Origin of the sequence: Blattabacterium cuenoti, assembly GCF_014251335.1 — a bacterium.
GTDB lineage: Bacteria > Bacteroidota > Bacteroidia > Flavobacteriales > Blattabacteriaceae > Blattabacterium > Blattabacterium cuenoti_G.
The window spans coordinates 1-14,225 of record NZ_CP059186.1 but is presented as its reverse complement, the minus strand read 5'-3'; the positions used below and the strand labels follow the sequence as shown (position 1 = coordinate 14,225).

The 14,225-nt window shown below is 26.2% G+C and carries 9 protein-coding genes and 1 other RNA gene; 6 read left to right on the top strand and 4 right to left on the bottom strand.

The features are described 5' to 3' along the window. Nucleotide 1 precedes the first annotated feature (1 nt). The 4 genes from mrdA to lnt all read left to right on the top strand — a co-directional run bounded on the left by mrdA (nucleotide 2) and on the right by lnt (nucleotide 5,239). Nucleotides 2–1,906: a penicillin-binding protein 2 gene (gene mrdA, locus H0H73_RS00050; protein WP_185852157.1), complete on the top strand. Its 1,905-nt coding sequence runs from the start codon at nucleotides 2–4 to the stop codon at nucleotides 1,904–1,906. After that, entirely contained in the window at nucleotides 1,890–3,131 is a 1,242-nt protein-coding gene (gene rodA / locus H0H73_RS00045) for a rod shape-determining protein RodA (protein ID WP_185852156.1), read from the top strand. Before mrdA ends, rodA begins: the two co-directional genes overlap by 17 nt. A 40-nt stretch (nucleotides 3,132–3,171) precedes the next feature. Then, nucleotides 3,172–3,576, top strand: a transfer-messenger RNA (tmRNA) gene (gene ssrA, locus H0H73_RS00040). Between the two features lie 70 nt (nucleotides 3,577–3,646). After that, complete coding sequence (lnt, locus tag H0H73_RS00035; RefSeq protein WP_238784354.1) at nucleotides 3,647–5,239, top strand: apolipoprotein N-acyltransferase; 1,593 nt, start codon at nucleotides 3,647–3,649, stop codon at nucleotides 5,237–5,239. 24 nt (nucleotides 5,240–5,263) lie between these two features. Here lnt and H0H73_RS00030 read toward each other — a convergent pair whose 3' ends face one another. Then, entirely contained in the window at nucleotides 5,264–6,790 is a 1,527-nt protein-coding gene (locus H0H73_RS00030; protein ID WP_185852155.1) for an NAD(P)H-hydrate dehydratase, read from the bottom strand. A 100-nt stretch (nucleotides 6,791–6,890) separates the two neighbouring features. Here H0H73_RS00030 and H0H73_RS00025 point away from each other — a divergent pair, with 100 nt between their 5' ends. Both H0H73_RS00025 and H0H73_RS00020 read left to right on the top strand, forming a co-directional pair. Further along, nucleotides 6,891–8,078 carry a dihydrolipoamide acetyltransferase family protein gene (locus H0H73_RS00025; RefSeq protein ID WP_185852154.1) on the top strand — a complete coding sequence of 396 codons (1,188 nt, stop codon included), beginning with the start codon at nucleotides 6,891–6,893 and terminating at the stop codon, nucleotides 8,076–8,078. A gap of 13 nt (nucleotides 8,079–8,091) precedes the next feature. Beyond that, nucleotides 8,092–8,589, top strand: coding sequence for an inorganic diphosphatase (locus H0H73_RS00020; protein ID WP_185852153.1), 498 nt, complete (start codon nucleotides 8,092–8,094; stop codon nucleotides 8,587–8,589). Here the strand turns inward: H0H73_RS00020 and aspS are convergent. The 3 genes from aspS to nusA are packed head-to-tail and all read right to left on the bottom strand — an operon-like array spanning nucleotide 8,575 to nucleotide 14,225. Next, nucleotides 8,575–10,287: an aspartate--tRNA ligase gene (aspS, locus tag H0H73_RS00015; protein ID WP_185852152.1), complete on the bottom strand. Its 1,713-nt coding sequence runs from the start codon at nucleotides 10,285–10,287 to the stop codon at nucleotides 8,575–8,577. The two genes, H0H73_RS00020 and aspS, sit on opposite strands and share 15 nt — an antisense overlap. A 15-nt stretch (nucleotides 10,288–10,302) precedes the next feature. Further along, entirely contained in the window at nucleotides 10,303–12,915 is a 2,613-nt protein-coding gene (gene infB / locus H0H73_RS00010; protein WP_185852151.1) for a translation initiation factor IF-2, read from the bottom strand. Between the two features lie 56 nt (nucleotides 12,916–12,971). Then, nucleotides 12,972–14,225, bottom strand: a complete 1,254-nt coding sequence (nusA, locus tag H0H73_RS00005; protein WP_185852150.1) for a transcription termination factor NusA — start codon at nucleotides 14,223–14,225, stop codon at nucleotides 12,972–12,974.

Below are 14,225 nucleotides of genomic sequence, written 5' to 3'. Positions count from 1 at the left end.
ATTGAAAAAATTATATAAATTTTACATATTGTTGAGTGTTGTAGCTTCTATACTGATAATTAGGCTATTTTATATACAAATATATACGGAAAAATATATTTTGAATGCTTTTAATACTTCAATTAAACAGGAAATTGTTATTCCTGAAAGAGGCTCAATTTTTGATAGGAATGAAAATTTATTGGTTTTTAATAAATCTATTTATGAATTAATAGTTATTCCGATTCTTCTAGATGAACATTTTGATGTTATGGAATTTTGTAATCTTGTAAGAATTGAAAAAAGTACTTTTTCTAAAAATTTAGAAAAAGCAAAAACTTATTCTAAATATTTACCATCTGTTTTTTTACCTTTCATTTCAAAAGAAAAATTTGCAACTATACAAGAAAAACTTTATAAATATAAAGGGTTTGATTGGACAAAACGTTCTCTTAGAGATTATAAAGTAGAAAGTTCAGCTAATGTTTTAGGATATATAGGAGAAGTTACTCAAAAAGATATTAAGAAAGAATCTAATTATTATCAAATAGGAGATTTTATTGGTTGGGCTGGAGTAGAAAAATCTTATGAAAAAATTTTAAGAGGAAAAAAAGGAGTAAAATATTGGGTAAGAGATAGAAAAGGATGCATTATAGGAAGTTATAATAATAGTAAAAACAATATTAAAGCTGTAAGTGGAAATGATATTTCTTTAACTATAGATTGGAACTTACAAAGTTATGCCGAACAGCTTATGTATCAAAAAAAAGGAGGAATAGTTGCTATAAATCCTAAAAATGGAGAAATTCTATCTTTAGTATCTAGTCCTATTAATAACCCTAATTTATTTGTAGGGATAAACAGATCTAAAGAATTTAAAAAATTAATGAAAGATACAATAGATAATCCTTTATTTGATAGAACGACACAAGCTCGTTATCCACCAGCTTCTCCATTTAAATTATTAACTGAGTTAGCAGGTCTTCAAATGGGAGTAGTAGATACTAGTACAACTTTCATATGTTATAAAGGATTTAAATATGGAAAAAAAAGAATTCATTGTCATTCTGGAATTCATGGATTTCCTATAGGGATAGAAACAGCTGTTGCTGTTTCTTGTAATAACTATTTTGCACAAGTTTATAAACGTGTTATAGAAAAATACCCTAAAGATTTGACAAAAGGAACTAATGAATGGTGTGATATTATAAAAAGTTTTGGTTTTGGAAATTATTTATATAACGATTTAGCTACAGGAGAAAAAGGAGTTATTCCTTCTGGAGATTATTATAATAAAAAATATGGAACAACAAAATGGAATGCTATTACGATTATTTCTAATAGTATTGGTCAAGGAGAAATAAATGTAACTCCTATGCAATTAGCGAATATGGTTTGTGCTATAGCAAATAGAGGTTTTTTCTACACTCCACATATCGTAAAAAAAATTAATCATAAACCTATATCCAACCCTAATTATACTGTAGCTAAACATACTAAAGTTAAAAGTAAATATTTTGATTTAATTATTAATGGAATGGAAAAAGTTTTCATCATCGGAACTGGAAAAAGTTTTAAATCATCTGATATTAGAATGGCTGGAAAAACAGGAACGGCTCAAAATTTTATTAAAGTAAATCATAAAATAGTTTCTTTGCCCGATCATTCTATTTTTATATTGTTTGCGCCAGTAGAAAACCCTAAAATTGCTATTTCTGTTATAATAGAAAATGGAGGGTTTGGATCTCGTTGGGCTGGACCAATAGCTAGTCTGATTGCAGAAAAGTATATCAACAATAATGTGAATAGAAAAAATCTTGAAAAAAAAATAATGACTTTAGGCCTGAAGAAAGTATATAATTCAATAGCAAGAATGAAAAAGTTAAATAACTCTGATACAAAAAATTCTATTGACAAAAAGAAATAAAATATCGCTTAGAAACATAGATTGGGGAATTGTTCTCTTTTATATTATTATGATTTTTTTTGGATATATGAATTTATATTCAGTTTCTCCTGAAAAAGCAGAAAAACAATTAATATGGATATTATTAAGTCTTGCTTTCATTTTTATTATTTTTTTATTTAAACCTATTTATTATAAACATATAACTCCATTTTTCTTTTTATTTACGTTATTTCTTTTAGTTGGAGTATTTTTTTTTGGAAAAAATATAAATGGGTCAAAATCTTGGTATGTTTTTGGTCCTATTAGTTTTCAACCATCTGAATTAGCTAAAATATCAACATCTTTAATGATAGCTCATATTATGAGTCAAGAAGATATAGAGAATAATAATAAAGCATTATTACATATATCTATTATATTGGGAGTCCCTGCTTTTTTAATATTTTTACAACCTGATCCTGGTTCTTCTATAATTTTTTCTTCTTTTCTTCTTACTTTGTATAGAGAAGGTTTATCTATTTTTTTTATACTTTATTTTTTATTTTATATTTTTTTGTTTGTAGCTTCGTTAAGCTTTTCCCCTTGGATTGTAGTTTTACTTTTATTCATTTTTTTTATTTTTTTCTTTCTTTTTAAGAAAAAAATATTGTTTGTAGATTTATTTTTTTATATATTTTTATTTATTAGTTTTTCAGTTTTTTCTATTTTTTCTCCATTTTTTTTTCAAAAATTTTTAAAACAACATCATAAAGATAGAATCAATATTTTATTTCAAAATGAATTTGACAGAAAATATAGAGATAATGTAGGATATAATTTATTATATTCTAAAACAGCCATTGGTTCTGGAAAATTCTTTGGAAAAGGATATCAAAAAGGAACTGTAACAAAAGGAAAATTTGTTCCTGAACAACATACGGATTATATTTTTTGTACAGTGGGAGAAGAATGGGGGTTTATAGGAAGTGGAATTCTAATTATATTTTATTTATTATTTATTAGTCGTATTTATCTTTTATCTGAAAGACAAAAAGATATTTTTGGAAGAATATTTGGATATTCGGTTGGAAATATTCTTTTTATTCATTTTATTATTAATTTAGGGATGGTTATGGGGCTTTTTCCTACAATAGGAATTGTTTTACCTTTTTTCAGTTATGGAGGATCATCTCTTTGGTCTTTTACGGTTTTATTATTTATATTTATAAGAATAGATGCATCAGATCAAACTAGTTTGATTTGATTTTTTTAAATTCACTGTGGTCAATAATGATTTAAAATTAGGGGCTGATTTTGGATTTGACAGCAAGATGAGTTATAAAAGAAAGCATATCGTGTCACGTAAGGTATTACACGAAAATCAAGCGTTACAAAATATATAAATGGCGAAAAAGAATACGCTTTTGCTGCTTAATGTTAATACATTACAGTCTTAGTCTGCAAAAATGCAGAAGCAAAATATCTCTCAAAAATTCATCCTTATAATTTTTGATATAGAGATACAGTAAACGGTTAAGGATAAGAAAACATATGATTCTTAAGTTTTCTGAAACTAGATTTTGAATCTTTCATTTTTATTCGAGATCCAAAAATTGGATAAAAATGTAAAAAATTTTTTTTGGATAAATATGTAGAAATCTTTTATACTACTTGTTTGGACGCGGGTTCGAATCCCGCCAGCTCCACTTTTTTTAAAATTCAGTTAAAATTTTATACAAAAAAATTGAATTTTTTATATACTGTGTATTTTCTGGAATTTTGTTAGGATTAGGATGGCCTACAGATGGGTATCCCATATATTTATTTATTGCTTTTGTTCCTTTATTATATGTAGAAAATTATTTGAATCATTCTTTATTTTATATTTTATTATTTTCTTTTATTACTTTTTTAACATGGAATGCAATTTCTACATGGTGGTTATCTTATGCAAAAAGAATTAATGGAACTTTTTCTGTAGAAGCTTATTTAACCCCTGTATTATGTAATGCTCTTTTTATGTCAATTATTTTTTCTTTTTATTCATGTATTAAAAAACATATAAAAGACAAAAAAATAGGATATGTATTTCTGGTTTGTTTATGGATTTCTTTCGAAAAAATGCATTTAGAATGGGAATTATCTTGGCCTTGGTTGAATTTAGGAAATGGTTTCGCCAATTACACGGAATGGATTCAATGGTATGAATATACAGGAGTTTTAGGGGGATCTATATGGATATGGATTGTGAATATTGGATTTGCAGAATCTATTATTAAATATAAAAATGATAAAAACGTTTTATTATTATATAAAAAAATATTTTTTAATGTAGGAATAATTTTTATTATGATTTTTATTTCAAATATTATTTATATAAGATATAAAAAAAATCAATATAAACGTACTGCAAACGTATTAATACTGCAGCCAAACATAGATCCATACAATCAAAAATATTACATTTCCACAAATAAATTAATTTCAAAATTAAAAAGATTAATAGATCAAAAGATCTCTAAAGAATCGATGATAATTATAGCTCCTGAAACTATGTTTTCAGAAAAAATACAAATAAAAAATATAAATAAAAATAAAATTATTTCTGTATTTAAAAATTATTTGAGAAATAAATCTCCAAATACAGTATTTATAACAGGAGTAGAATTAATTTCTTTATATAAAAAAAAAAATAAAAGTAAAACTTCCATTCCTATTTTTTCAAAAAAAACGAAAAATATACAATGGATAGATGTTTTTAATTCGGTCATTCAAATAGGGACCAATGAAAATATTGCATTTCATCATAAATCTAAATTAGTACCAGCAGTAGAAACTTTTCCTTATAAGAAAATTTTTTCACCTATATTAGGAAATATATTACTTAATTTTGGAGGAACTGTAATGGAACTTGGAAAAGAAACTTATCCTTCTGTTTTTCACCATCCTTATTTAGGAATAAAAATAGCTCCTATTATTTGTTATGAATCTGTTTTTGGTGAATATGTTTCTAATTTTTTTAGAAAAAAAAATGTAGATTTTATGGTGATTATTACTAATGATGGATGGTGGGGATTATCGCAAGGACATAAACAACATATGTATTATGCTCGAATTAGAGCGATTGAAAATCGAAAATATATAGCTAGATCTGCAAATACAGGAATATCTTGTTTTATCAACGAAAAAGGAGAAATCATATCATATATTCCTTATGGAAAAGAAGGTGTTTTGTATAATAAAATATATCTCAATAAAAAGAAAACTTTTTACATTAAATATGGAGATTTTATTTCAAAAATTAGTTTATTGACAACAATCATAATTTTATTATATACTATTACATATAAATATAATATCATATACAGATAATACAATAAATAAATATGAATAAAATTAAATTTTTAGATACGCTTTTCCTATATAATTAATAATATCATTAGCGATGATGGATTCCTCGCTTAAATTTTTTGAGGCAATATCTCCTGCTAATCCGTGTAAATAAACTCCCATTATGCATGATTCTTTTGGAGAATATCCTTGAGATAAAAAACTCATAATCATTCCAGTAAGAACATCTCCACTCCCAGATGTTGCCATCCCTGTATTTCCTGTACTATTAAAATATAGAATTCCATGAGGAGTTGAAATAATGGAATGTGCTCCTTTTAATACAATAAAAATTTTATGTTTAGTAGACATTTTTTTTAAAATATGTAATTTTTCATAATCATTTTTCCATGAACAACGACATAATCTTTGAAATTCTTTTGGATGTGGAGTAATGATGGTTTCTTTAGGAAGAAGATCCAATAATTTGAATTCATATGATAATATATTTATAGCATCTGCATCAATTACCATAGGTATTTTTTTATTTTTTAATAAAAAAGATTCTAGAGCATATACCGTTTTAGGATGAGTTCCCATTCCCATTCCTATTCCTATTGCATTTATATTTTCATTGAGAATTGGAATATTACTAATCCAATGTGTTTGATGGTCTGTATTTACAATAGCTTCTGGAACTGCATTTTGGATTATCTGATATCCACAGGAAGGAACATATACACTTAATTTTCCTATTCCAGTACGAAAACTGGCAGTTGCGGAAAGTATTACAGACCCTATCATGCCAAAACTTCCACCTATAATCATTCCATGACCATAATTTCCTTTATGCGAAAATTTTTTTCTTATTTTTTTTTTATATATAGCATGTATATATACATCATCTATATAAAAATTTTTAGTTTTTATTTTACGAATAAAATCTTTATTCCATCCAATATTTATCAAATACCAATTTCCAACATAATCTGCGTAATTTGGTAATAAAAAAGATAATTTGGGAACTTGAAAAGTTAAAGTATGAGTAGCTTTGATTATTCCTTCAAAATTTTCATGGCTTTTTTCTATAAAAAGTCCAGATGGAGTGTCTATGGATATAACCGCTTGGAATTTTTTTTCATTGATATAATGAAAAAAAGATTTCCAATATTGATTCAATATACGATTGAATCCTATTCCGAAAATAGCATCAATAATATAACTTTCCTGATTTAAAAAAGGAAATTTTTCTCCTTCATTAATTGTTTTTAAATTTATATTATGCTGTAGTATTTGATTTTTTTTGATTAAAAACTCATTTGAAAAATGACTAGATATGGGAACTATATATACCGAAACTGTTGCTCCGTATAAATGTAACATATAAGATAAAGAGAGTCCATCTCCTCCATTATTTCCATTTCCTACTAATACTATAAATGGAATTTCTCTAATTTTGAAAAAATTATTATGAATAATCCAATCAAAACAACCTTTAGCTGCTCTTTCCATTAATTGAACAGAAGAAATAGATTCGGAATCAATACAATATTGATCTGTTTTTCTAATTTGATTTAAAGAAAGAATTTTCATTTTTTAAAATGAATTTATTATTTTTGGTTTTGTAAGTTTTCTATTTTGATTAGATTGTGAAATCTGATTCGTATCTGCAAATATAAAACGATTAATCTAGATGGCCGAGTATAATTTGCCCCTTCCAGCCATGGGTGAAAGTATAGCTGAGGCTACTATCATTCGTTGGTTAAAAGAAGAGGGAGATTCTGTAAAAAAAGAAGATCTTTTGGTAGAAATTGCTACAGATAAAGTTGATTCTGAAATATCTTCCCCTGTAAATGGTATCTTAAAAAAGAAACTATTTGCTCCTAATGAAGTAGCTAAAGTAGGAAGTTTTATTGCTATTTTAGAAACGGAAGAAAAATTTTCTATAGAAAATGTTCCAATGGAAAAAAGTAAAAAACGTTTTTATTCTCCTCTTGTACGTACTATTGCTCACAGAGAAGGGATCAGTTTTTATGAATTGGATACGATAGAAGGAACTGGAGAAAAAGGACGTGTAACTAAGAAAGATATATTGAAATATATTAGTATTAAAAAAAGTAAGATTGTTATTCCTTTTTCTCAATATGATAGTATTAGGGGGATAAATAATAAAAATGAAGAAATAATTGAGATGGATAGAGTACGTAGAATTACTGCAGAACATATGGTAAGCAGTAAAAATATTTCCGCACATGTTACTTCTTTTGTTGAAGCGGATGTGACTAATATAGTGAAATGGAGAGAAAAAATAAAAGATACTTTTCAGAAAAGTACAGGAGAAAAATTAACCTTAATGTCTGTTTTTGTTGAATGTGTAGTAAAAGCTATAAAAGATCTTCCTATGATAAATATTTCAGTAAATGGAACAAGTATAATAAAAAAAAGAAATATCCATATAGGATTAGCCACTGCTTTACCCAATGGTAATTTGATTGTTCCTGTGATAAAAAATGCAGATTCTTACAATTTAGTAGGATTAATAAAAATTATTAATGATTTAATAAAAAGAGCTAAATCTAATCAATTAAAGCCTGAAGAAACTCAAGGTGGAACTTATACAATTAGTAATATCGGGAGCTTTGGAAATCTTTTTGGTACACCAATTATACATCAACCGCAGGTTGCTATTATGGCAATAGGTCTTATTCAAAAAAAATTATCTATAATTGAAACTCCAGAAGGAGATTTAATAGGAATAAGACACAAAATTTATTTGTCTCATTCTTATGATCACCGTGTAATAGATGGTGTTTTAGGTGGATGTTTCGCTAAAAAAGTAGCTTTATATTTAGAAAAATTTAATTGTTATATAAAAATATAATATTATAAAAATTATGAAAGTCAGTTTTGATGCACTTATAGAAATTCCCAAAGGAAGCAGAAACAAATATGAATTTGACAAAAAAAATAATCTCATTCGATTAGATCGAGTATTGTATTCTCCTATGAGTTATCCAACAGATTATGGTTTTATACCAAAAACTCTTTCTATGGATGGAGATCCATTAGATGTATTGGTTTTTTTAACAGAACCTACAATACCAGGTTGTTTAATAACAGTAAAACCTATAGGAATTTTTTTCATGATAGATGAAAAAGGAGAAGATGAAAAAATTATTTGTGTTCCAGTTGCAGATCCTAATTATAATATTATAAATAATATTGATGAAATCCCTTTACATACAAAAAAAGAGATAGAACATTTTTTTTTGGTATATAAAGATTTAGAAAACAAAAAAGTGAAAATAGGAAATTGGAAGGATCAAAAAGAAGCAATTTCTGTATATCATAAATCTTGTTTACGATATCAAAATAATCTAACGCAGATGTAGCTCTTTTAATTTTTCTTTTTCTAAAAAAGATGGAGCATTTATCATTATATCTTTTCCATAATTATTTTTTGGAAAAGCTATGAAGTTTTTTATATTCTGATTTCCTTCCAAAATATTAATTAGTCTGTCTAATCCAAAAGCTATTCCTCCATGAGGAGGAATACCATATTCGAAAGCTTTTACAAAAAAACCGAATCTAGATTCTATTTCTTTTTTAGATAATCCTAAATGTTTAAAAATTAAATTTTGTACGTTTTTATTGTGAATACGTATAGATCCACTTCCGATTTCTATTCCATTTATAATCAAATCATAAGATTTAGAACGAATTTTTTTTGGATGTTTTTCCAATAAATGAATATCTTCTTCTTTTGGACTAGTAAATGGATGATGTACAGATTTATATTTTTTAGATTTTTCTTCCCATTCTAATAGAGGTAAATCTTTTATCCACAAAGGTTTAAATATTTTAGAATTTCTTAAATTCAAAAAATCTGCTATTTTTAATCGTATTTTTCCAAATTCTTCTCTAGTTTTTCTTTTTTTTCCATAAGAGAAAAATAATAAATCACCGGGGTTTGCTTCAAAATATTTTATGAAAATTTTTATAATTTCCTTATTTAAAAAATTTTGGTCAGAATAAAGTAAAGTTCGATCATATAAATATTTTATCCAAAAAAAATTTTTATTTTCTATTTTTTTCAGAAAACAATTCATTTTATCATTTTCATGAATATTATAACATTTTTTAATTTTAATTCCTATTACTAATTCTTGTATTTTTAATAAATTAATATCTTGTTTTTGAACTAAATCATTCAATTCGACAAAAGGTATATCAAAACGAATATCAGGAGAATCCGTACCATACATTTTGATAGCATCATAATAAGAAATACAAGGGAAAGGATCTAATTGAATATTCTTAATTATTTTGAATATATGTTTGATAAAATGTTCAAAAAATGTTAATACATCGTGTACTTCTACGAAAGACATTTCACAATCTATTTGTGTAAATTCTATTTGTCTATCAGAACGAGAATCTTCGTCCCTAAAACATTTTACAATCTGAAAATATTTGTCAATTCCTCCTATCATCAACAATTGTTTAAATAATTGTGGAGATTGAGCTAATGTATAGAATTTATTAATGTGCGTTCTAGAAGGAACGACAAAACTTCTAGCTCCTTCTGGAGTATAATTTATCAATACAGGAGTTTCTATTTCTAAAAATCCATTTTTGGAAAGAAAATTACGTGTTTCCAAAGCTAAATTATGACGAAGAATCAAATTATTTTTAATAGGATCTCTCCTAATATCAAGATATCGGTAAAGCATTCTAATTTCTTCATTTCCATCTGTTTTATTTTCTATAGTAAAAGGAGGAGATAAAGATGAATTTAATAAATCTATATGAGATACTGAAATTTCTATTTCACCTGTAGGAATATTGTAGTTTTTAGAAAATCTTTCTATTACTTTACCTTTTACTTTAATTAAAAATTCTTTTCCCAAAAAAAAATTTTTATTTACTGATTTTTTAGAAAAAATTAATTGTGTAACACCAAAATAATCTCTAATATCTATGAAAAATAAAGATCCTAAATTTCTTATTTTTTGAATCCATCCAGATAATATCACTTCTTTTCCAATATCTTTTCGACTCAATTCTCCACAATTATGTGTTCTATACATATATTATTTTATTCATTATTTATTTTTTTTATATTCCGATAACTCTTCATAAACTTCTATAAGATCTCCAGATCTGATATTATGATAATTTTTGATTCCTAACCCACATTCATATCCTTTTGAAACTTCTTTAACATCTTCTTTAAAACGTTTAAGAGAAGTAAATTCTCCATTATGAATCACAATTCCTTCTCTAATCAATCTTACTTTCGCTTGACGTAATAATTTTCCTTCTATTACCATGCATCCAGCTATAGTTCCTGTTTTTGGTATTTTAAATATTTCTCTAACTTCAGCATTCCCTAATATTTTCTCTCTAATCTCTGGAGATAACATCCCATCCATAGCTTCCTGAATATCATTGGTCACATCGTATATGATAGAATAAGTTCGTATCTCTATATTTTCTTTTTTCGCTATATTTTTAGCTCCAATATTAGGCCGAACATTAAATCCTATAATAATAGCATCTGAAGCACTTGCTAATAAAACATCAGATTCTGTAATCTGCCCGACTCCTTTATAAATAATATTGACCATAATTGTATTCGTTGATAATTTTTGAAGAGCATCAGCAATTGCTTCAACTGATCCATCTACATCTCCTTTAATAATAATTTTTAATTCTTTAAAATCACCTAATGCTATACGTCTTCCTATTTCATCTAATGTAAGATGTTTTTGAGACCGTATATTTTGTTCTCTTTGCAATTGTTCTCTTCTAGAAGCCAGCTGTTTAGCTTCTTTTTCATCTTTAAATACTTTAAATTTGTCTCCGGCTGTAGGTGCTCCATTCAATCCTAATATAGTAATAGGTTTAGATGGACCTGATGAGGATATAGATTTACCTCGTTCATCTAAAATATTTTTTACTTTTCCATGATGACTCCCTGCCAAAATATAATCTCCAACTTTTAATGTTCCTCCTTGTAGAAGTAAAGTAGTAATGTATCCTCTTCCTTTATCTAAAGAAGCTTCTATAACTGTTCCTATAGCTGGTTTATTTGGATTAGCTTTTAAATTTAATAATTGAGCAACTAAAAGTACTTTTTTTAATAATTCATCTATTCCAGTTCCCAATTTTGCTGATACTTCTTGAGTAGTATATTTTCCTCCCCATTCTTTTACTAAAAAATTCAAATTAGCTAATTGTTCTCTAATTTTATCTGAATTTGCATTAGATTTATCAATTTTATTGAAAACAAAAAGAATAGGAACACTAGCAGCTTGAGCATGACTAATTGCTTCCCTAGTTTGTGGCATAACTTGATCATCTGCCGCTATAACTATGATTGCGATATCTGTGATTTGTGCTCCTCTTGCGCGCATAGCAGTGAAAGCTTCATGACCTGGAGTATCTAAAAAAGTAATACTTTGATTATTGGTACATTCTACACTATAAGCGGCTATATGTTGTGTTATTCCACCCTCTTCCCCTGCAATAACATTAGTATTTCTAATATAATCTAACAAAGATGTTTTTCCATGATCTACATGTCCCATAACAGTAATGATGGGAGGTCTAGGTTTTAAATGCTCCTCTAAATCTTTATCATCTTGAACGGCTTCTTCTAAATCCAGACCAATAAATTTTACATTGTATCCAAATTCATCTGCAACTAAAGTTAATATTTCTGCATCTAATCTTTGATTCATAGTAACCATAATTCCTAAAGACATGCAAGACATAATTACATCAGTAGCATTAACTTTCATCATAGATGCTAATTCATTAACTGTAGTAAATTCAGCTAATTTAATAATTTTTTCCTCTTTTTTATTTTCTATTTCATTTTGCAGAAGCCTCTTTTCTTTCTTAGATTGACGTTTTTCTTTTCTGATTTTTGAAGCTTTTGATTTCATTCTTTTGGAAGATAATTTTTCCAAAGTTTCTTTAATTTGTTTTTTGATTTGCTCATCAGTAATTACTGATTTTTGTGCATTTTTTTTATTTTTAGACTTATCTATTTTCTTCTCATTAGAATGTTTATTAATATTAAAAGAAGATTTTCTTTCTTTATTTTGTTTTTTTCCTGTAGGAATATTTTTCACTTCTTCAATGAAAATTTCTTTTTTAATTCTTTTTCGTTTTCTTTTAGTTTCTGATTTAGTTCTTTTTTTTTCAAATTGAGATAAATCTATTCTATCTCCTGTTAACATGACTCCATCTAGTTTTTGATAAATAGTATCAATATGTTCAGGTTTATTTTTAAATCTATTTTCTATTTTTTTCTCTTTATGTTGATATAATTTATTTTTTTTTTCTTCTTTAGTCCCATATTTTTTATCTAATGTCTCAATATCTATTTTTCCTATTTTTTTAAATTCAATTAATCTATCTGATTTGGCTCGTATAACTTGATAATTATGAACGTGTTTTGATTTTAATAATTCTTCTTTTATTTTTTCTTTTTCCATTCTTTTTTGCAAAAAAACTTTCTCAGATGCATCTCGTATTTCTTTGTAAGTTTTAAATTCTCTGAGAAGAAATTTATATACTTGTTCTTCTATTTTCGCATTAGGATTATTTTCTATTTCAATTCCTTTTTTTTGTAAGAAACTAATTACTCTTTGTAAGGATATATTAAATTTGGTCAATACTGTTTTTAATCTGATTTTATCAGTCATATAAAAATATAAAATGTATTTTAAGAGCAAAAATAAAAATATTAGTAAAGAAAAAATTACGTATTTATATTTAATTCTTCTTCAAATTCTTTTCTCAATATGGTGAATACTTTGTTTATAGTTTTTTCTTCAAGATTAGTCCGTTTACTTAAATCATTTTTTCTGTAATTTAAAACTGATTTTGCAGTATTTAAACCTACTTTATGAAATTTTTCTAAAACTTCTGATTCTATTTCATCAGAAAATTCTGTTAGTTCTACATCATCTTCATAAGGATAATCTCTGAATATATGAATTTTGTATCCGGTTAATTGACTTGCTAATTTTATATTTTGTCCCCCTTTTCCAATTGCTTTTGATATTTCTTCAATTTTTACATATACATTTACATATTTATGTTCTTCATTAATTTCCATCATAGAAACTTTAGCAGGGCTTAAAGATCGTGTTATATATAATTGTGTATTAGAGGTATAATTAATAACATCTATATTTTCATTTTTTAATTCCCTGACAATAGGATGAATTCTAGACCCTTTCATTCCCACACAAGCTCCAACTGGATCTATACGATCATCATAAGATTCTACCGCTACTTTAGCTTTCTCTCCTGGAATACGTGCCACTTTTTTTACTGTAATTAAACCATCAGAAACCTCTGGTATTTCCATCTTAAAAAGCTCTTCTAAAAAAGATTCATCTTTTCTCGTAAGAATAGCAAAAGGTTTATTCTCTTTCCAGTCTACTCGTTTAACTAAAGCTCTAACTGGATCTCCTTTTCTAAAAAAATCACTTGGAATTTGTTCTTGTTTAGGTAAAACCATTTCGTTTTGTTCATCATCTCTCATAATTATTTGTTTAGGCAAAATATGATAGACTTCCACATTAATAATTTCTCCTATTTTATTTTTAAATTTTTTATAAGTGTTTGTGTTGTCATATTCGTTAATTTTAGAAAGCAAATTTTGTCTTAGAGATAAAATGGCTCTTCGTCCCAAAGATTGTAATTCTACTTTTTCTGTAACTTCCTCTCCAATTTCAAAATCGGGTTCTATTTTTCTAGCTATAGATAATTCTATTTCCTTATTTATATCTTTTACTTTTCCATCCTGGACTACTATACGATTTCTCCATATTTCTAAATCACCTTGATCTGGATTAACGATGATATCGTAATTTTGTGACGATTCATATTTTTTTCTTAAAACACATCGTATAGATTCTTCTAAAATGGCCATAAGACTCACTATATCTATATTTTTTTCATATTTAAAATCTGAAAAAGAATCTATTAAAGCTTCATTATCCAT